Raw genomic sequence first — 21359 nt, 5'->3', positions numbered from 1 at the left:
TGTAATCAAGTTGATGATGGCACTCCGTCAGGGGTGGTCATTTTTATGAAATGTTATCGTGCAATTTTATCAATGCGTTTTGTCATAGGAGAGTTTATTCAAATTTTTCTGTAGGTTATACGCCACCCTTGGTGCAAACTTGGCAAAATAATTGCACCAAAGTTTTCTGTGAAAAGCCAATGGTGATGAGACTGTTACGACATAGCCATTGCTTTTGATGTTTCGCCTCTGCGTGGTCGAATAGGGGGGTGCTCTTCTTGTCTCGATGTTTCAGTAACCTCTTGACGTCGCTTTGTTGTGGAGCGCTCAGGCAGCTGCGGTGGCTCTGATAAGCTTTGTTGCTTTTGCAATTTTTTATCGAGATCGCTCTGCGGTTGATGGCGTTGTTGTTGTTCTGTCTGATGGTTTTGCACAATGGCTTCTCTTAATTGGATTATCGTCTCAGCATAATCCTTAATGGCGGTACAAAGGGTAGAAAGATTTTCTTCAGCGGCTTTGCGCGCGCCGTTTTTTATACCAAGGGCCTTTCTACCAGCAAGGGGAGCAAAAGAGGTCGGATCCTTTTCAATTTGAAAGACAAGCTCTTCTCCCATCCTTGGAATTTTGTGCATATCTTCCATTCTATATTGCAAAATAAATGGATCATTATAAACAATTTTGCACCAATATTGGACTTCTCTTTGACCATATTGAACCGATGGATCTTGTTGAACTCTGCGGGCAATTTCCTGATTTGACAGAGGCTGAATTTTCTTTTCTGAAGTGAGCGGATTTTGTGTGTGTGAATTGATTGCTTCTTCCTGTTGCGCGTGTTGATGCTGTTGTTGTTCTGTGTGAAGTATTTGTGAAATATTCTCACTTTTTGTATATTTTGCAGTATACACATAACCGCTAATGGCTTCACACAGATTAGGAAGCGTATCTTCAGCTTGTTTGCGCGCATGATTTTTTATGCCAAGAACTTTTCGACCCGCAAGCTTAGAAATAGACTGAGGGTTTTCTTTAACATCCCATAAGAGTTGTTCTCCGATAGCGGGGTTTTCTTTGATTCCTTCTATTCTTTCGTTTAAAATAAGCCGGTCACCATACACCTTTTTGCACAAAAATCGTATTTCTTCTTGATATGCTACGAGCAAGAGCTCTCTTTCCATTGTATTAAGAGAGGCTTTTTGTTCTTGAGACCGTTTTGATTGTTCACTTGCTGCGTGTGAAGTGGCCGTTTTTTGGACGACAGCATCGCTTTTTTGTCTGTCTCTCCTATGATGCGATTTTCTTGAACGAGGGACTGCATAGGTTCCACTGTCTTGTGAGGATGAACTGCTTTGCTGCCTGACTGTCCTGTGCTGTGGTGTTTTGGGTTTAACACTTGGGGCGAGGGTTTCAGGATTTTGGATTTTTGCACCGTTTTGCACTCTATCTCTCATGCGTGGGGGTATTTGCGGAGCAGGTGTTGCATAGGGATTTTCTTCCTTTTGAACGGTTGGTTTGTGCTGGATTCTATCTTTTGCACGCGGTGGTCTTTGTGGCGCGGTTTTTGTGGGCGAGGAGGGGCGCTCGAGGGTTTCAGGCTTTTGGATTTTTGCGTCGCTTAGTGTTTTATCTCTTCCGCGTGGGGGAGGGGGTGGGGCCATTCTTTTTTTCTGGGAGGGAGAGGCTTGAACTTGTGGGCTGTCTTGTCTATCTTTTGCACGCGGTGGTCTTTGTGGCGCGGTTTTTGTGGGCGAGGAGGGGCGCTCGAGGGTTTCAGGCTTTTGGATTTTTATGTCGGTTGGCGTTTTTTCTCTCCTGCGTGGAGGAGGGGGTGGGGCCACTTTTTTTTGCTGGGAGGGCGAAGATTCAACTTGTGGGCTGTGTTGTTGCCTCTCTTTTGCACGTGGGGGTTTTGGTGGCGCCACTTTTGCCTGTAGAGGAGGCGTCTCTTGGGTTTCAGGCTTTTGGATTTTTACGTCGCTTAGTGTTTTTTCTCTTACGCGTGGGGGAGGCGGTGGCGCAATCTTGGGGGAGGGAGGTAAGTTCTCTGGGCGTTTTTGACCAGATGGGTTTTGTGCGCTTTGAGAAACTTGGGGAGAAGATGTTCTGGTGGGGGATTGTTCAGCCTGTTGTTGAAATTTTTCCATCATTTCGCGGATAAAAGGGGAGGGGTGTTTTTTTTTCATGCATGCTCCTTTCAAGCTCTTCCAATATTGTTTTTAAGGACTATTTTACAAACTGTGTTGGTGTTTATTCTGTTTTATGCTTTTTCACTTGGGCTTTATGAGAGAGGGTATGAAACTTGAGCGGTCTCACACGATTTTACTCTCTTGATGCAGATTATGACCACCCTTTAAAGACTTTTTTATCAATAGCTTAGATTAAATGGTGGGGGTAATGAACTTTGTTTCAACGCTCTCTCTTTCTTGGCGCAAATCACCTTTCTCTTGTGTTGCGCCAAGATGTTGGATTCAACGCGAAAACTTATGTCTGTTTAGCTGGCAAAAGCCATCGCTTTTGGGGCGGTAGTTTTGCGAGGACGCAAATCCGTTTCTCTTTCTCTTTGCTGAGTAGAGGTCGTTGCTCTTTCATGTGTGGCTGCTGAAAGTTCAGGATTTTGAGCAGACTGTGAAACGTTTTGTTGCTGCTGCAAGCTTTGTGTTTGCTCAGATGCTTCATGGCGTTCTTGTTGCGTCTGCTGAGTTTGTAAAAGGCTCTCTCTTACCTGTGCGACAGCCATTGCATAATTGTCAGTAGCATCAATGAGGTGAGAAAGACCCGCTTCAGCATGGATGCGCGCTTTATTTTTTAAGCCCGCAAAGTTGCGACCGGCGTACTTGTGAATAGACTTGGGATTTCCAGCCAGTTGCTGAGCAAGCTGCTCTATTGTTTCGGGGTTTTGGAAAAGCTCTTCCACTTGTGATTGCAAAATGTCTGATTGGCCAAAAACAACTTTGCACCAATATTGGATTTGCGCATGGTGTCTTTTGACTTTTGAATTTTGATGAATTTGAGTGGACATGTCTGCTTCTGAAAGACTTTCTTTTTCCCTTTGAGAATGATCTGGTTTTTTTAGAAGTTCAGCAACGGCTGCCTTTCCCATTAGACGTTCATAGTTTTTGAGTTCTTGCTCTGGAGATTGTGAGAGGCTCTCTCTTGCCTCTTTTACGGCTTCTGTATAACACTCAATGGTGAGACTGAGGGCGGAAAAACTCTCTTCTGCGTCTCTGCGTGCTTGATTTTTTAAGCCCAACACGCTTTTACCGGAAAGTTTAGCAATACTTTCAGGATGGGCAGCCATGCGCCATGAGAGCTCTTCTCCTGCTTGAGGGTTTCTTTGAATTTCCAGCATTTTTTCTTGTAAAATGTTGGGGTTGCCATAGGCTTTTGCCGATAATTGTTGGATTTCCTCTTGATAGGTTTTAACCAATGAATGGTGGGGAAGGAATCGAGAGATTTCTTCTTCTGAGAGTCGTGTTGTTGCTCTTTGGGTGGCTTGTGGAGACACTGTTGTGCGTATTGTTTCAGCTTCTTGCGGTCTTTGGGTCGCGCGCGTGCTTGAAAGAGGCGTTGTTGGATTCGTTATCCTAACAGATGTCTGTGAACTTGTCTCCATAATCGTTTCTTCTTCTAAAACAGAGAGTCTTCCCTCATCTTGTTCCGGTATCGTTGATAGTCTTTTGCTTTTTGAAGGCGTTTCTTTAGGGAGAGGGGAGGCACCTGAGACCTCTGCCGCTGCTCTGTCATAGAGTTCTATGAGTTCTTTGATTGAAGAGGATGGAAAAGGGTGAGGGTGATCTTTTTTCATGCACGTTTCCTTTCAAAAATTGTTTTAGAAAACCTCTTTGGTGCATACTCATTCTTTATGCTTGGATCACTTTGAGACAAAAGAAGATATCGAACTGATATGCGCTCCAAAGATCTGCGCTATTCGAGGTCAGAGTAACGGATATTTATGTCTTTTATACAGTTTTTTTGTGAAATCTTATCAATAAGTTACAATAAATGACAGGGTTCATTTTTAGGACCGTTTTAGGACTATTTTTGTACCATTCTAAAACAATTCTTGGCGCAATCGTAAGAAGACGATTTGCGCCAAGAAACTCACTGCAAAAGAGATTAAATAAAAAACAAAAATTGATCTGTTTTAATGTTTATGTCCCTTTACATGGCATAAGCCATTCCATGCCTTTGCCTGTGAGGGCTGTGCTCTGGACTATCCTGTTCTTGTCCCCTTGCGTGATGATGATGATGATGGTGATGGTGATGGTGATGGCGTCTTTGTTCTGCCTGAGGGGTTTGCAAAAGCCTCTCCGTTGTCTGTTCTACAGCCTTTGTATAACCATCAATGGCATCAACAAGCGGTTTAAAGCCGTCTTCAGCTTGTTTGCGTGCTTGACTTTTCATACCAAGTGCTTGGCGACCAGCAAGTTTTCCCATGCTTTCAGGATTTTCAGCAAGTTGATCTGAAAGCTCTCTTCCCTTACCAGGATCTGTAAGGATGCCTTGCAAGTGGCTCTGGAAAAGGTTGTTTTGTCCATAAACAACCGAACTCCAATGCACGACCTCTTCTGCATAGGCTTGGACCTTCGGATCTTTTAAAAGTATGACAGTTAATTGATCAGCTGTGAGGGAGGATCTTCCTCTTTGTTGTGGGGAAACCTCTGTGTAATCGGTTTCAGATTCTTGTTGCCTTTGATTATGGCGTCCGCCTCTTGAAAGAGGATCAATGCTGCTCACGGATGCGTATAGAACTTCCTCTTCGCGTTTTGGGGGAGCAACTTCTGTGTAGTCGGTTTCAGATTCTTGTTGCCTTTGATTGTGGTGTCTACCTCTTGAAAGAGGATCAACGGTGCTCACGGATGCGTATAGAACTTCGTCTTCTGGGTTTGGTCGGCGCTGGTTTCCTCTGTTTGGTTTATTAACTTGTGCATAGAGGGCTTCTGGAGTTGCAGAAGGGTGTGGTTGATGTTTTTTCATGCCTGTTTCCTTTCAATATTTTTAGAAAACCTCTTTGGGGCATTCTCGCCTTTTATGCTTTGTTTGCTTTGAGACAAAGAAAGATATCGCACTGAATGGCCTCCAAAGATTTCGCGCTATTCGGAGTCAGTGTAACGAACGTTTGTGTCTTTTATACAGTTTTTTTATGAAATCTTATCAATGAGTTACAATAAATAATAGGATCCACTTTTAGGACTATTTTTTGCACCATTTTAAAACAATTCTTGGCGCAACCGTAAGGAAACGATTTGCGCCAAGGAACTTACTGCAAAAGAGATTATATGAAAAACAAAAATTGATCTGTTTTTATATTGATGCTCCCCTTACATGGCATAAGCCATCCCTTTTTCTTGCCCGTGTCTTTGCCGTTGTGGGCTGCGCTCTGGACTATTCTCTTCTTGTCCTCTTGCGTGACGATGATGATGGTGATGGTGATGGTGATGTCTGTGTTCAGGGCTTCCTTCCGGACTTTCGCGTTTTTGGCCTTTTTCGAGCTCACGCGTAAATTGTTTGTGAAGCTTTTGTGTCGTATGGATATGTCTCTCGAGAGCTGCGCAAAGGGGAGGAAAACCGTCTTCGGCCTCTTTACGATCGGGGCTCTTTACGCCAAGAAGTTGCCGACCAGCAAGTTTCGCAGGGCTTTCAGGATTTTCTGCAAGATCGCGTAAGACTTTTTCTGCACCTTTAGGATCTTCAAGAATCTTCGCAAGTTGTTCATTCAAGGCATGTTCGTTACCGTAAACAACTCTACACCACTCTTGAGTTTCCCTTACACCATATTGAAAGTTTACGTGTTGTAAAAGCTTTGACGTAACCATATCTTTAGTGGTTCTGGGAGGAGGCGTTGTTGCTCTGCCAACGCCTTCGTAGATTGGATTTTCACGTTGTAGGGACTCTTGTCCGCCTTCAGCCCCCATGCCCAGTGTTGCATAGACGGTTTCTATTGGTTTCTGGGGAGAGTGTCTGCTCTGTGTTCTTGGATCAATCTCTGCATAGGGAGATTCCTCGGTTTTTGGGGATGCTCGCAGATCTTGATTGCTTCCGCTTGGTGAGTCATAGAGAGGGTTTTTTAGCTCTTGAAACTCTGTTTCACCTGTCGCCAGATTAACGACGGCATAGGGATTTGAGGGGTTTTCCGGAGAAGGCTCACGCGAACCCCTCGCACCACTATTAACGGCTGCACGGGTAGCTCCTAATGGGTATTGGGGAGCATAGATCGTTCCTCCTAGTGGGTATTGGGGGGCATAGACCGTTTCTGATGGTTGTCGAGAAGAGGGCGTATTATAGGGACCTGTTCTTCCTCTTGGTGTGTCGTAGGGGGAAGACTCTTGCATACCTGCTCTCCCCCTCGGTATGTCGTAGGGATCTTCTTGAAGGGGTGGTTGACTTCTATTTGCTGCTTGTACCTCTTCTGGGCTTGGGATGCGTGGACCGCCTCTTCTTCTGTTTGGTTTATTTACTTGGGCGTAGAGGGGGTCTGGGTTCTGAAGGGGTGGTTGTGGGTGGCTTTTTTTCATGGCTGTTTCCTTTCAATATTTTAGAAAACCTCTTTGGTGCATTCCCCACTTTTTTGATATCTTGACAAAAGAAGATATCAAATTGAATGACCTCCAAAGATTTCGCGCTATTCATATTGACTTGTAGTGGAGATTTATGTCTTTTATACAGTTTTTTTGTGAAATCTTATCAATAAGTTATAATAAATTATAGGATCAATTTTTAGGACTATTTTTTTGTAATATTCTAAAACAATTGGTGCGTGCAATGGAGATGAAGTGAGGGGGAGATGAAGTGAGGGGGAGATGAAGTGATTGGGACCAAGCGTTTTGTTGGAAGGCAAAAAGGTGCGCGTTTTCAGCCCGTAAGTGCCAGCGATGAGGAGCGACTAACTTTCAAGCTGCGAACTTGACAGTGTGCTTCTTGGGTGTTCTTGACAGTCTGTGCAATTTCTTTGGCTTTGCTTTCCGATGTCCCAAGAAGACAAGCCAATCTTGTATGATCTCTTTCTTGTATGGCTTTACGATCTTCTGAGGAGAGACGATTGTGTAATTGGCGTGAAAAGGTATGGAGTTCTTGTCGGAGTGCTGGAGAATGCAATAAAGCTTCCCTTTGTTGTTCTTCTGATAAGGAAAAAAGGTTTTGTAAATTTTTTCCAGGTTTCTCAACCACGTGGCTCAGGCGATTTTGTTCTCTCTGGTGTTGCTCTAGAACTTCATCTTTTTTTTGCTGTGTTATTGTGGCATAACTTTTAAGAGCTTGGCTGAGTTGTGGAGCAGTCTGTTCGGCTTGTCTGCGATTTGGACTTTTCATGCCTAGAGCTTTACTCCCTGCAAGTTTAGAAATTGACTGAGGGTTTTCTAAAATTTCATCCGCAAATTGATTTCCTAAGTTTGGAGCTGCCGTTACGATATCCAATTTTGTCTTTAAGGCTTGGGCTTTACCATATACAGTCTTTGATAAATGTTCGATTTCTTTTCGGCATGCTTCAACATAAGCGTCATTTGAAACTCTTGCAAATAACTCTTCTTGGGTGAGAGGGGCTAATGTTTCTCGTGGAATCAAGGTTTCTTTTACATTTTGAATGTTGGTTTTTTGAAAGCAGAGGCGGGCGCCGTTCTGTAATGTTTTGATTTGTTCTGGGGGAAGATCATCTTTGTGCCCGACGACGAAAGCCCCCTCTACTTCCATAACAAAACCTTCTGCTGAAGTGCCTCTAAAGATGCCTTCATAGGTTACACCTTCTTTTGCTGCAACAACAACACGATTGTTAATTTCATCCAGTCCAGCATTTCTCATCTGGGTGATGAATTCTTTTAAAACAAGGGATTTTTGCGGATGTGTGATATCTTCAAAAAGATCTTTCATCGGTTGGGGATTGCCATGTTGTATCGCTTCAATACAAGCAGCTGTCATGCGTCCTTTTGTGATGAAAGAGAAGTCAATGGTATGTCCTGCTGCTTGTCCAAGTTTTTCCATAAACATTCGATTGACGCGCCCATTGCCTTTTCGAAAAGGGTGTGCGTGTTCGAGCGTCATAAAAATTTCTGCGGCACTTTCAGCAAACTCTTGGTGTGATAAACCTTTTAAATTGTTCTTTTCGCTTAGTGTTTTTTCGAGTTGTTTGAGCTCTTTTTTTAACTGCGGACCGACAGCAAAAGGAACTTCATAGCCTTTGGGACGCATCGCCGGCATATGGGCAGAGGTGCCATCTTCAAAGGTAAAGGTTGTATCGCGGGTCTGACCTGCCCATTCAAAAGTTTTGTGGAAGAGGCTCCAGTGAATTAATTTGAGATAAGCGGTGTCAAATTTTAGGGGTGGTGGTTCATGACGAAAATTAACAGCTTCTTTTGCGGTGTCATGGGCGCAGCGTTCATACAGTTTTTGGGGGTTTTTGATGCCATATTTATTTTTTAGGGTTGAAGTTCCTTTATAGAGATAATTTTGCTCTAACATATCGTCTCTCCTGAGAAAGTAGGGTGGTGATTGATACGCGCCTTAAACGCGGGTCATGTTGAAAGTCCCCCATCGCGTATTCTTTTGAGATTTTTGCTATTTTGCCTTTAATATTGTTTGCAAGAGCGCTTTGATGAAGGATGCGGATAGGGTGGAGAGAATTTCTCTTGATTATCGGATGGCTTTGGGACTTTTCATACACAGCACTTAGATCGGGAAGTTTATGAATAAAAGCTGTCATCAAGAATTTTACTCCATAATATTTTTCTTCTTGGTCTCTGTGGACATCTTGTTGGTCTGTATTTAAAACAAAATGTTTTTTACTTGGTGTTTTTACTCTTATTGTATTGCGCTTCTTTAAGATCCATAAGAGGGGGAAATCTTTCTGTGGTGAGAAAGAAAGGCGCTTTTTCAGCGCTTAGTCGTTAAAATAGAACACGTTATGATATCGTAAAGGGGGAAAAGCTTTTATAAGAATGATTTATTCATTTTGGTGTATCCCTTGAATGTTTTTGGGAAAAATCAATGCTTGTTCCAAGTGCATTTATTGGTTTTGATATTGGTTTGGTGTATGGACGTTTTTTATCAAAGACTTTTTAAAAACTATGGGCACTGATAAAACGAAGCATAAAATGTAAAAAGAAAAAATCACGGGCTTTTTGACTCTGTTTTCTTGTATGGCGGCAGAGAGATTTTTCGTTTGTAGGCTTTTTAAAAAAACAAGAATATATGCTTTTTGTTGTTATTTTTTGTCAGTATCTTATCATGGGAGTTAGTTTTTCTTTTGCGGGGCAAAGCGGTTTTTTGCCGCTGCGGCTAACATTTCTTTTCTTCTGAAATAAATGGCGCGACCACATCGCAGAGGGGGTTGTCCTTGCATGAGAATAATTTGCTCATCTTGACGCATTTCTTGAATCACTTCGTGAGGTAAAATAAGAGCTCTTTGTTGGTAATTGATGTTGTAAGAGCTCTTGCCTAAAGATAAACCTCTTGATTTGTTTGTTCCGGTGACTTCAACGGTCATTTGACCACAACGTTCTGAAATGTCTTTCGCTGTTTGAAGGTCTTTAATGGCAGCATAGCTGACAAAGGAGCAGCTTTCAAACCATGAACGTGCTCCTGCTTCTCCAAAGTGATTGACCAACTGACCAGAAGATTGATAAAAAAGCATTAAGGATGTTCCGTATTTACGTCCACGATCACGCGCTTCTTCTAAAATATTCATATAGCCTAGAAGATCAACTTCATCTAAGACAAATAAAACACGCTTTTTATACTTACCATCTGCTGTAACCATGGCATTGAGAAAGGCACCAATAATCACACGCCCTATCGCTGGATAACTGTTCAAAATGCTGGCGGGGAGATTGAGAAAAACATCTGTATTGCCATCTGTGATATCTGAGGAGGAAAAATCATCACCGCAGACAAGATTTGCGTAATTGGATAAAGAAAGCCATTGGGTGTCTTTTGAGGCGGTTGTATAGACGCCTGAAAAGGTTTGTTCTGCCATTTCTGTAAAAATACCCACCATTTCGCGAATAAAAGGAGAAGGGGTTGTTTCTTGAATCATGCGTAATTGATTGACAACGGCTGTTTCTGATTGAGAGAGAATGCTACGCAATGTTTTTAAATTGCGCTCATAGTCTTCATATTCATCAGAAAATATAACATGAGCAAGAAGAGCCGTTAAAAGATTATGGGCTTGTGTCGAGAAATATTCCGCTGAAGAATTGTCAGATTTTTTATCTGTAAGAAGCAATTTGGAAAAGCTTACAATATTCGCTTCACGTTGTGTGCGTGGGACGCTGTCATCTAAAAGCCAATCGATAACATTAAAATTTTTTGTTAAAAGTGAATTCGGGTCGAGAACAATAACATTTCTATTGCCCATTTTTTGACGCGCAAATTTGACCATTGGGGCAACTTCTGTTGAAGGATCAAGACAAATAACAGAGCCTGGATAGGTTAAACATGTAGGGACCACTGTGCTTGTGGTTTTATAACCACCAGAACCAGCAAAAAAGATCATATGGGTTGAACCAAAATCAAGATTAAAGGTTAGTAAAGGGGCTGTTCCACCCTTTCCCCATGTTGTTTTATTGCCAGGTGCAAAGGGAATTTTGCACACGTTATCTTGATCAACTCGGTATCTTTCCCCCACAACAATTTGCCCATTGGCAGGAAAGATTTTTGCTGCCTCTCTTAAATTCATCCATGCGGCCTCACCAAAAACACCTTTTTTGGCACGCTTGACCCTATTTTTAGGGGGAGAGGTTGTGATGAATTGAATGATGGAAAAAAAAACTCCAATGATGATGCCAAAGATAACCATGGGATCCATGAATTGAAGTGCATAGCTCCACGTTATTCCTTGTTGGCCAACATAGGGACTTAAACGTTTTATTTCTCCTCCAATATAGTAAAGGGCAATGGTGCCAAAAAAGGCAAAGGAAACAAAAGTAATGATTTTACGCAAGTGCAGTTTTTGCGAGAGACTATACAACAATGAAACAGCAGCTGTTAGTGCTAAGACTAATAAAGGCTCTGAACGAAGGGTCCAATACATTTGATCGCTCTTAAGGCCATTTGTTATTAGCAACAAAAAATGAGGGACAAAGAATATCGTTAAAGCACCCAAAGCAATCGGGGTTAAAATAAGGACCATTTGTGTCTTGGTATATTTCATTGTATTTTACTTTCAATCCGCTTTAGAATATGCTGTGAAATGCTCTTTTTTCAGGGGTGCAAGACTCTTTTTTTGCAAAGGCGCAAGAGAACGCTGACCCGTTTTCGTTTATGCGCTCTTCTCTCATGAAAGAGGAAGGTTTGATCCATTCTTAGCTGGCCATAGCGAGCACATTTGAACGGTTGACCGTACGTGTGCAAGCTTGTTGGTGTACTTCTTTGACTTGCTTAATGGTTTGTGTAATTTGCTTGGCTTTCTGTTCTGAAACACCAATGCTTTGAGCAAGTGTTTCATAATCATTATTTTTGACAGCTTTATGTTCATTTGCTGAGAGACGACTATTGATGTTTTTTACAAGATTGGTCAGCTCTTTTTGAAGTTCAGGATTTTTTGCTAAAGCTTCTTGCTGTAATTCTTTTGGCAAGGCAAAAAGATTTTGCAAGCTTTGACTTGGCATTTCTACTGTTTTTGCACGGCGTGCTTGTTCTGTTGCATGTTCTTGAGAAATTTCCTTCTCGGCATGTTTTACAGCATGCATGAAATTTGCAACGGCAGTACAAAGCATCTCAAGATGATTTTTAGCGTTTGCACGTGCCTGATTTTGGAATCCACATAAATCAAAACCTGCAAGATGAGCAACAGAGTCTGGTGTCTTTTCAATCTGGTTGGCAAGCTGTTGACCTAAGCTTGGATTTTTAATAATCGCGACCATTTGTTTGTCTAATGTTTTTTCGTTGCCATAAACAATTTTTGCCAATTTTTGAATTTGCTTTCGTGCTGTTTGGACACAGGCATCTTCTGCAACCTTTTCAGCCCTTTCATTTTTTGTCAAAGGGGCTAATTTTGCTTCTGGAATGAGAACTTTTTCAAGCTTTTCGATTTTAGGGGCTGTAAAGGTCAATTTATCACCGGGGTTTAATGTTTTTCGTTGTTCTCGTGTCAGATCTGTTTTGCTGCCGATAATGTAAGTCCCTTCTACATCAAGCATAAAGCTGTCAAAAAGAGCCCCTCTATAGAGGCCGGTGTAGGTTTCATCTTCCTTTGCAGCCATAACAAGACGACCATTTACATCGCGTCCGCTCTTTTTCATGTTGTTCATAAATTCTTGTAAAAGACATATTTTTTCTGGATGAGAGATATCTTCAAAAAGATCTCTCATCGGTTCTGCATTGCCATAGTGTGCGGCTTGGGTATAGGCCGTCATCATGCGTTCTTGTGTTGCGAGTGAAAAATCAAGTCGATGGCCTGCTCCTTTGGCAAGATTTTCAAAAAAGAACTGTATTGCGTGTTCATTGCCATCTACGAATGGGTGTATATTCTTGAGAGAGACAAAGAGTGGAACGGCTTCAGAAATGAAATCCTTGCGCGTTAAGCCTTTCAAATTATCTTTTTCGGCAAGCGTTTCCTCTAATTTTTTTAAGCCTTCTTCAATCTCATTATCGCTTGCAAAAGTATTATGCCATTCTGTTCTTTTCATTTCTGGCATGGCGGCAACGCTTTCGTCTGAAAATGTGAAGGGCGTAGAGCGGAATTTCCCAGCCCACTCAAATGTTTCTTTAAAAAATATGCGATGGATATAGGATAGATAAGAGCAATCAAAATGCTCTGGCAGAGATTCTCTCCGCAGCCTTTCTAATCCTTTTCCTATATCATCCGAACATTTTTCCCGAAAGCGTTCTAAATTTGTTTCTCCATATTTGTTTTTGAGTATTTGGGTCCCTAGATAGAGATAATTATGGGGGGAGGGTTGAGATATATTTTTGGTTTTTTCTTTTGCTTTGGGCATCGCTGCTTCCTTATAATGTTGTGTTGTCCATGAGAGTATTAAATTCCTCGAGCGAAATAGTCCCCTTTGCGTATTCTTCTAAAATTTTCAGTGTTTTGTAATGAAGCGTTATTCCTTCTATCGTATGGGTGCTGATCGCGAAATCAACGGCTTGGCGGCGTTGTTTTAAGTCTTTCGCTGTCATCGATAAAAGGTTTTCTCTGTTTTCTGTTGCTTTGGTTTTCATGCATTTTTCCTTTTGTGTGCAATGTATGTCCAATCGTTGCTTTAAAAGAGCCTTCAACCGATATGATCTTGTTTTAGTCACCTCCAAAGATGTTTCGTTGTTTGAAGGGATCATAATAAATTTCTGTGACCTTAAATTTTCCTTCAACCCGTTTGCATTGGATGATGATATCAATCATTGAGATCAATAAACCTCGAATATCATCGCGCTCTAAATCACCCCCTCCTTCACTTTCCTTGACTAGAAGGGTCATTTGCTCAAAGGCAGCAAGGGCTGTTGAGGCATGGACTGTTGTAATGGATCCTGGATGGCCTGAATTGACATTGCGGATATAATAAAAGGCTGTACCATCTCGAAGTTCTTGCAAAAGAATACGATCAGGACGCATCCGTAAAGATGATTCAAGCAATTCTTTGGGGCCAACAGAAGCTAAGCCTTGTCCATCTTTTGAATAGATCATCGAGACATGGTTGGGGTGCGGGATCACTAATTCTTGGGTGTCTTCAATGGTGATAATACGCTCGTCTTGGGGAATTTTGGCAATTAATGCTTTTGATAATGTTGTTTTCCCCGAACCGGTTTTTCCCGCAATCAAAATATTTTTTTGGCATTTTACAGCTTGATTTAAAAAGGAAACAAAGTCTTTATCGCAGTAGGCATTGGCTAAGTTATGCTCAATGACTTTGAGTTCATTAAAACGAGAATGATAATCATTCAATGGTGTGAAAGAGACCTGCTCACAGTGCGAAAAAAGACCTTTATGAGCGAGCTCTTCGAGAGAAAAACTCTGTGATGATGGTTTACGAATTGTCATACTAATCGTGTCTTTTTCGACAGCTGGTGGAATGACAATTTGAATGCGCTCATTACCTGGCAGAGTCGCGGATAGTATTGGGTTCTTGTCTGATATATTTTGCTTGGAATAGGACGCGACAACTTTCGCAATCCCCATAAGCTCATTAAAAGAAAGAGCCGGTGCTTCCATTGTTTTCCAGCCATCAATCCCTTCTGTCATTACTTGATAGGGACGATTGATCACAATTTCGAAAAGATTCTCATCTTTCAAAAAAACGCTGATGGGTTCAAGTTTTGTCAGAACAATCGCGACGGTTTCATCGCTTATGGTGTGTAAGGTTTGGTTCATTCTAAAGGTATCGCAGAATTTTTGTAAAAGTTTTTTGAAACAGCTCGATTGATAATCTGTTTTTTATTTTCGATGACTTTCAGTTTATAAACACCGGAAAAATCTAAATCGCGGGCAACAAAAACGTTCACCATTTCCCCTTGGTTTTTGGATAAGGTTGGAGGAATATTGGCGTAATTTTCGACAATGATATTGGCGATGTTTTGTCCTGAAGAAATTGTTTCAGTCTCTTCTTTTTCTTGTTTTTTTGATAAACGTTTATTGGTATAGCTCGTTACATCTTTTATCAGAGAGACAAGAAGTGCAGATCCAATCCTCTCTAACCAATGATTATCAATATCACCGTCAATTCCAGAGCGTCCTAAACTGTCTGTTGCTGGTGAAGCTAAGGATATAATGATACCATTGGGGGTTTTTGCTCTATTCCATAACACAAAGAGACGTTTTTGGCCTTTTTTCAATCCAGCGCGATATTCACCAACAATTTGAGTCCCTTTATCAAGAAGCACAACACGACCATTGTCGGATAAAATATCTCTGGAGATGATACAACTGGCAAAACCTTGTTGATCGCTATTGATGGCTGTTTCTAAGATACAAGGGATAGAAGTTCCCATCGTGATGATATAATTTCGATTGCCAAGACTTGAAGCACGAATCCCTTCAAGCAGCGTGGGTTTGAGAAGATGATTAAAGCGTTGTGTTGTTTCATCAGGCTTGCTTTCCAGTTGGTGAGGCAAAGTGCTGTTATTGGTTTGTGAATCTGTTTTGCCTTGTTGTGTATTCGCATAAGCTAATACAGGAGCACGTTGTGCAGCTTCAAGCAGTGGATCATCAGAATTTAATTGATTGATGTTGGGTGTTGGGAGCTCGACTTTGGGTAACAAAGCGTTCTTTCGGGGCGTCTGTTCAAGGGAGGGAGGGGTAGGCTTTGCAGGGCGGAAAAGTTCTGTTTGTTTGATAACTTTTCCTTCTTTTAAAGATTCAATCGATTGTTTTTTCTCTGTAGGTTGTGTTTTGTCTGTGACAAGCGTTGAATAGGCTAAATAAAGACAGACACTGAAAAGAATAATAAGAGCAATTGCTTTGCCTACATTGCTCTGTTGACTTTTCCCTTGAGCATTTTTTATGGTATCGCGATCATTAACGTTTTTTTCATCCACGGCGTTATTCATGGCTGTTTCCTATGTTCACTTTACGTTGTACAGATGGTGATGTCGTTCCTGTTTCAGGGTTAATGCCTTTTGGGACGAACCTTCTATTAAAGATGCACAATACTTCACTTCCACGCCGTAGCGTGAATTGTGCCGCTGTCGCATGAACAATAACCTTGTTGCCTTTTATTGATTTAGGAATAAGAGCTTCTTGCCCATCAGGCGTTACAAGGTAAATGGTGGGGATTTCAACATTGCCTAAAAAGGTAAAGGTGGTTGTTTTTCCATTGTCATAGACAGAAGCAGGTTCAATGAGAGAGGAGCCTTGGGCTTCATAAGCCCAATTGCGGGGGCCAAAATCTTCATGGATATTTAAAATGTCATTGACATAGTTTTCTTCACGTTGTTGGGCTTTTGCTGCTTCGGCTAATTTCTTACGCAAGGCTTCATCTTCTGGGTAACGAAACTTGACCAAGAAATAGGTCTCATTACCGGCTGAAACATCGCCTTCACGGATTTGCAGCTCGAATTGATAAGAGCGTTGTGTTCCATCTTGGCGGCTTGTGACGATTTGTAAATTGGTCACAGGTTGGATTTCACGTGGTTTGAGAAAAACAAAGTGACCAGCTGGCGCAACTTGCCAAGCAATCGAATTTCCAATTCCTACATAGGTTACTTCTTCATCATCGGCAAATTCTAGCTGAACGGAAGAGCGAATGGAGCCAATGATTTGTACGACATTGTAGGGGTCATAATTGACAAATCTGATGCGGTTATCTTTACGGGCACTGACAGGCGCTGTTTCCGCAAATGAGAAAACTGTGTGAAAACCTTGAGTGATCGTAAAAATTAAAAAGATTATTTGTAAAAGTCTGATCATTTTATCACCTCTGGATCAGATCTATATTCCGATACTTGAAAACCAAGTGGGTTGATGAGACGATCAGACGTTGAAATATGTGCGTTTACGTAAGAAAAATTTAAGATTGAAACCCAATGGGAAATATTTTCTTTTTCATTAAAGTCTCTGACCGTTTTATAGTAACGAACTTGGATAAGATCTTTGCTTATAAAAGAGATTGATTTAATTGTGACCGTTGCAATCATGTTATGATAAATATTTTGCGGACTTTCTGGATTGTTACCCGCGTACCAGCTTGCAAAACGGTTTTGTTCTTTTGGAGAAGATAAAAGAGAGACTAAGCGAAAATTGTTTTCTGCTTCTGAAGCTTGAAAACCTTCACGCGCACGAACATATTGGCTGGCAAAATAACGCGTTATCGCTTCATCATAGTCATCAGGAGAGTCTTTTAGGGCGCTTACAGTATCAATGATGCCTGTTGAGTTATCAACGCGGATAACAAAAGGCTCTACCGTTTTCAAAGGCGTTAAAGCTGCGACAGCCAAAGCCAGTGCAATCGTCATTAATCCAAAAAGCACTGTTAAAGCCATGGAAATTTTCATCCGTACACGCATGCCATGCATGCGATCAATATCAAATGAGCGGGCTTCTTTTATATATTCTTCAAGGGCATCACTTTTCATGCGGAACCTCTACAGTTTTGTCAGATCGTGCTTTATGAATAGCCGGCTTTAATAAAGCTGGGTGAATTGCTAAGTTGGCTGTTGCTTTTTCACTTTCCAAAGTATTCAGAATGATGGGGGTGCTAACAGGATGTACGGCCTTTTCTAGGTGGGCAACGTTTTTGTTGTCCCAATTCCACTTGTCCTTATTTAAAGCACGTGTCTGTTTGCCATTACAGCGTGGTGGTTTTTTGGGGCCACTCAAAGAAGCACAGCCGGAAAGCGCGATTGTTAGGATCATAACAAAAGTTAGTTTTCGTTTCATTTTTTGAACTCACAGATATCTTGGAATACAACGCATGAGAGCCTTTTATTTTGAACACTTTTACAAGTTTATGGGAGGCAAGATTGTTGTAAGGCCTAAGATGTTAAGTCTTTCATGGAATAAGATCATGGTGCGTGCGCCAAAGGGCGCACGCAAAGCAAAAACCAAAATGCTTCTTCTTTTAAGTAAGTGCTTTATCTTAAAACCGACCACGACCACCTCCAGATCTTCCTGCTTTTGCTGCCGCGCCTGCTGCACCTTTCGCAGCATTACCGGCAGCTCCTGAAATTTGTGAAGCAGCACTTTTGACCGCATTCCCACTCGCTCTTGCACTATTGGCAAGCATTGTGAAGATCTGTCCTCCTGAAGAGACACCAGCACTAAAGTACGGTCCGCCAGAGGCCAGCGCTGTGGCAATACCAGGAAGCGCTCGGAAGATAATAACACCTATGATCGAAATGACGATGACAGGGGGGAAAAGAACGTAGATTGATTCATAGGGAACTGTGAGAACCTGTATGATCACTTGACATATAATTGTTCCAAGCATGATGACGAGAACTTGTAAAATGGTAAAATTAACCAAAGTTGTAATCCACGCATCGGTGTATTTTCGCGTTGCATTGAACAAATATAAACTAATGAACAGAGGTCCAAGACCTATAATCATGACCAGTGCAACTTGGGCAAATATTTGGACAATAAAGCCACCTATACAAAAGAGAATGACAGCCAGAAGCATGATAGAACCAAGAAGCCCTACAACAATCTTTTCAAAAAACCAAGCATTGTATAAAACTTCTTGATAGCGGTCACTTGTCTTTAACAAGATATAATCAAAAACATTGGAGTTTGCAGGATTGCTGTTTAACGCATTCCCAATAGCGTTGGACAAGTCATTGAAGAAAATATCTTTGACATAACTATTAAATGTCTCTGCATTCGTTGCCATTGTTGTTACAACAACAATTTTAACAACATTATTGAGAAGACTATGCATGGAAAGCGCAACGCGACCTGTCATAACATTATAGCCATAAAGAAAAATAAAAATGATTGCGGCAAGATTTAAAGGCGCTGAAATAGCAGAAGATAACCCACTCACCGTTGTGTCCATCACATTGTCGAGGGGCTTTAAAATATACCCAGAAATGCTTGCAAATGGAGAAAACTTATCAAATGTAGGAAAATTATAGTCTGACATCTGTACCAGTACTTTCAAGTTTTTCTCTTAGCTTTTCTTCTTTTTCTTTTAATTGTGCTTGAAGTATTTTATGTTTTTGTTGCTCCTTTTCTTCACGTAGCTCTTCTTTTGTCTTCGTATCTCTGGCTTGAATCATAGCTAAAGACTGAAGTTTTAAAGAACTCGTCTGAAGATCGGCTTGAAGAAGAGAAACTTTTACTTGAAGCTCTTGTCGAAGAGCTTGAAGTTTCTGCAATTCCTCAAGTTTGGATTCTTTTGCAGTTTCAGTTGTCGTTTCAGTTGTTGTTCCCTCTATTTTTGATTTAAGTTGTTCAAGTTGATCTCTTAGTTCTTTAATTTTTTTTGCAGTTTCAGTTGCCGTCTTATAAATGGTCTCAGCTGTTTCTGATTTTGCAGCCTCGAGTTTTTGTGTATTCTCGAGCGCTTGCTTATAATATTCATCTGCATCGGGAGACATTTGTGAGAGCGCATGAGAAATAAAAGAAAAAGATAACAGTGTCACTAAGCCATATTTTTTCATTGTTTTTTTCTCCTTTGATAAAAGATGGGCAGCCATTTTTCAGGGGCTGCGCCATGTTCGTTTATAATTTCATTCATGAGTTCAATATTTTTTGTTGTGCCGCTTAAAACGGCAATCTCATCGTTCATTCCGCGTAAGTTGAGTTCTGCAACGACGGAACTTTGTCCTTGCTTGACGAGGAAACGGCGGGATTCTCTGCTTAATTCTGACTGTATCAGTTCAAATTCACGCTCAGTAAGTTTGAAAGCTTCAACATAATCATTGTAATTTGCTTTTTGATTGGGAAAAAATATTTGGGTGGGGCATTGCTCAATAATGGTATGTGCGATTGTGGAGTTTAAAGCGTCTTTAGGGCTTTGGGTTGCAAAGAGCATCATACCATTTTGTTTACGGATTGTTTTGAGCCGATCTTGCGCAAAGGCCTTGAATGAATCATCTTCTAAAGCTTTCCAAAATTCATCAACGACAATGATGATGCGCCGTCCATCAATCAGATCAAGAATGCGGTGAAAGAGATACATCATCAAGGGGCGCCGAATTTCTTCGTTGTCTAAGAAATCGGTCATGTCATAGCCAATAAACTGTGCATTTAAATTAAGATCATCTTGATCATTGTCAAAAACCCATCCTAAATCATTGCCTCTAATCCAGCGTTGTAGCCGTATGGCAATCCCTTCTTTGGATGTGTTGTCAAAAAATAGTTGAAGGGCACCAAGAGAGCGTTGTGTTGGGGGTAAGTTTTCTAAAGAGTCAATGGCTTTGGCGATATCTTGTCGCTCTTCTTCGGTCACGATTTGCCCTTCACTGGTCACCAGCTTTAAAATCCAATGACGAAGAAAGATTTTATTTTTTTCATTATATTCCATGCCCTTTAAGGGGGCGATACCGGTGGGCTGTCCATTTTTGAGAGGTTTATATTTTCCACCTCCAGCACGGACAAAAATCTCCGCTCCTTGATCTTTGTCAAAAAAAACCATGGTTGGATTGTGTTTTTGTAATTGTGCAAGAAGAAAATTAACAATCACTGTTTTACCAGATCCCGATGGACCACAAACAAACGTGTTTCCAAGATCACCATAATGAAAATTAAAATAGTAAGGTGAACCAGCCTGTGTTTTGAGCAATGCGACAGCAGCTCCCCAAACATTATCGTTCAATTTGCCAACGGGAAAAGAATGGAAGGGCGATAAAGCTGCAAAGTTTCTGCTGGTAATGGCGCCTGAACGCGCACGATAGCTAAAGTTTCCAGGTAATTGTGCCCACCATGCGGCTTCTAACCCTAAATCTTCTCTGGCAATAACGGCACCCCCATTGGTTAAATGAGAACGTGCTTTTGATAAGTTCTCCGTCAATATTTTGGGGTGATCCGCAAAAACGGCTAAAGAAATATGATGTTCACCCAAAACAAAACGGTTTGACTCTAAATCATCCAAGGCTTCATCCAGTGCGTCAATTTGTGAGCTCGCACGGTCGGCTGCATTAATCATTTGATTTTGCTTGCGGTTCATAATGGCACTGGCGGCCGCTTTACTCTTAAAAACAAACGATTGTGTTAAGATGAATTCAAAGGGGACCGTAAGCAAACCATCGGTCATTCCTGGACGTGTTTTAGAAGGATATTCTTTCCAGCCAAACATGCCGACAAAGCGCTCATTGCTTTCATGGCGAATTTCGATGATTTCTTTCCCAAAAATAACGCGATCTGAGTAAATCGTTGAAGCAATGGTGCCAAATGTAAGAGGAATACGTTCCCGTCTTCCTCCCACCAATTGATGGAGAAATTCACTTTGTTCGGAAAATAAAAGTCCTTCATGCTCATAGATTGATAGGAGACGGGCTCCATATTCTTCTAAACCTTGCATGAGATCTTGGCTTAACTCTTCGAGTTTACGAATAGCTTCTGCGTCAGGTTCAGATTGTGTTTTTTTTGCTTTGTTCAAGCGTTGAAAAAATGAAGCTAATTGCTGTGTTTTGTCCGCTGCGGGATTCCAAAGCAGTGAAATAAACAGATCATTTCGATACAGCTCTTGCGAAACCATTTTCTTTTTGTATTTTTCATCTAATGTTGTTGCAAAAGATGAAAGAAAATGGCCCTCTGGGTAAATTGTTTCACGACGGCGAATGATGTGAGAATATAAAGCAACCCGTTCATCTGCGATATTTTTTAAAAGAGTGTTTAATTGGTTGTGTAAAGAATTGAGTTGATCAACATCTGCCGTGTCGAAATTGACACCTTCAACAGCCATCACAACCATTAAACAGCGTGAACTTAAAGCAATGACATGCTGATTGATGTAGCGTATATAGGGAATATATTCTTCAGGCAAAGTTTCCCGTTTCATCATTGACATCTGTTTCACCGG

General features: G+C 41.3%; 17 protein-coding genes. All 17 read right to left on the bottom strand.

Annotated features, from left to right (window positions below; all coding sequences use genetic code 11):
* Window positions 1–194: 194 nt before the first annotated feature.
* A complete protein-coding gene (locus PVV70_RS07360; protein ID WP_273758619.1) occupies window positions 195–2156 on the bottom strand; it encodes a BID domain-containing T4SS effector in 1962 nt (653 codons plus the stop codon).
* A 308-nt stretch (window positions 2157–2464) separates the two neighbouring features.
* Window positions 2465–3778, bottom strand: coding sequence for a BID domain-containing T4SS effector (locus PVV70_RS07355; RefSeq protein WP_273758618.1), 1314 nt, complete (start codon window positions 3776–3778; stop codon window positions 2465–2467).
* 356 nt (window positions 3779–4134) lie between these two features.
* Complete coding sequence (locus PVV70_RS07350) at window positions 4135–4950, bottom strand: BID domain-containing T4SS effector (RefSeq protein ID WP_273758617.1); 816 nt, start codon at window positions 4948–4950, stop codon at window positions 4135–4137.
* Between the two features lie 344 nt (window positions 4951–5294).
* A complete protein-coding gene (locus PVV70_RS07345) occupies window positions 5295–6488 on the bottom strand; it encodes a BID domain-containing T4SS effector (protein WP_273758616.1) in 1194 nt (397 codons plus the stop codon).
* A gap of 337 nt (window positions 6489–6825) precedes the next feature.
* Complete coding sequence (locus tag PVV70_RS07340; RefSeq protein WP_273758615.1) at window positions 6826–8424, bottom strand: BID domain-containing T4SS effector; 1599 nt, start codon at window positions 8422–8424, stop codon at window positions 6826–6828.
* The gene (locus tag PVV70_RS07335; protein WP_273758614.1) at window positions 8399–8665 is read right to left on the bottom strand and encodes a hypothetical protein; all 267 of its coding nucleotides are present in this window, start codon (window positions 8663–8665) and stop codon (window positions 8399–8401) included. The genes PVV70_RS07340 and PVV70_RS07335 overlap by 26 nt, the downstream gene beginning before the upstream one ends.
* Before the next feature lie 531 nt (window positions 8666–9196).
* Entirely contained in the window at window positions 9197–11113 is a 1917-nt protein-coding gene (gene traG, locus PVV70_RS07330; protein WP_273758613.1) for a Ti-type conjugative transfer system protein TraG, read from the bottom strand.
* A gap of 151 nt (window positions 11114–11264) precedes the next feature.
* Window positions 11265–12899: a BID domain-containing T4SS effector gene (locus PVV70_RS07325; RefSeq protein ID WP_273758612.1), complete on the bottom strand. Its 1635-nt coding sequence runs from the start codon at window positions 12897–12899 to the stop codon at window positions 11265–11267.
* A gap of 10 nt (window positions 12900–12909) precedes the next feature.
* Window positions 12910–13125: an antitoxin VbhA family protein gene (locus PVV70_RS07320; protein WP_273758611.1), complete on the bottom strand. Its 216-nt coding sequence runs from the start codon at window positions 13123–13125 to the stop codon at window positions 12910–12912.
* A gap of 73 nt (window positions 13126–13198) precedes the next feature.
* Window positions 13199–14269, bottom strand: coding sequence for a P-type DNA transfer ATPase VirB11 (virB11, locus tag PVV70_RS07315; RefSeq protein ID WP_273758610.1), 1071 nt, complete (start codon window positions 14267–14269; stop codon window positions 13199–13201).
* Window positions 14266–15444, bottom strand: a complete 1179-nt coding sequence (gene virB10 / locus PVV70_RS07310) for a type IV secretion system protein VirB10 (RefSeq protein ID WP_273758609.1) — start codon at window positions 15442–15444, stop codon at window positions 14266–14268. The genes virB11 and virB10 overlap by 4 nt, the downstream gene beginning before the upstream one ends.
* Entirely contained in the window at window positions 15437–16303 is an 867-nt protein-coding gene (virB9, locus tag PVV70_RS07305; RefSeq protein ID WP_273758608.1) for a P-type conjugative transfer protein VirB9, read from the bottom strand. Before virB9 ends, virB10 begins: the two co-directional genes overlap by 8 nt.
* Window positions 16300–16968 (bottom strand): virB8 family protein, encoded by a 669-nt coding sequence (locus tag PVV70_RS07300; protein WP_273758607.1) that lies wholly within the window; start codon window positions 16966–16968, stop codon window positions 16300–16302. Before PVV70_RS07300 ends, virB9 begins: the two co-directional genes overlap by 4 nt.
* A complete protein-coding gene (locus PVV70_RS07295; protein ID WP_273758606.1) occupies window positions 16958–17272 on the bottom strand; it encodes a type IV secretion system protein VirB7 in 315 nt (104 codons plus the stop codon). Before PVV70_RS07295 ends, PVV70_RS07300 begins: the two co-directional genes overlap by 11 nt.
* 199 nt (window positions 17273–17471) lie before the next feature.
* Window positions 17472–18476 (bottom strand): type IV secretion system protein, encoded by a 1005-nt coding sequence (locus PVV70_RS07290; RefSeq protein WP_273758605.1) that lies wholly within the window; start codon window positions 18474–18476, stop codon window positions 17472–17474.
* Window positions 18463–18996, bottom strand: coding sequence for a type IV secretion system protein VirB5 (locus tag PVV70_RS07285; protein WP_273758604.1), 534 nt, complete (start codon window positions 18994–18996; stop codon window positions 18463–18465). Before PVV70_RS07285 ends, PVV70_RS07290 begins: the two co-directional genes overlap by 14 nt.
* Window positions 18993–21347, bottom strand: coding sequence for a VirB4 family type IV secretion/conjugal transfer ATPase (locus PVV70_RS07280; protein WP_273758636.1), 2355 nt, complete (start codon window positions 21345–21347; stop codon window positions 18993–18995). The genes PVV70_RS07285 and PVV70_RS07280 overlap by 4 nt, the downstream gene beginning before the upstream one ends.
* Between the last annotated feature and the right edge of the window lie 12 nt (window positions 21348–21359).

Source organism: Bartonella sp. AU55XJBT, from assembly GCF_028618525.1.
Note: the sequence above shows the minus strand (reverse complement) of the source record. Positions and strands in the feature narration are given on the sequence as shown.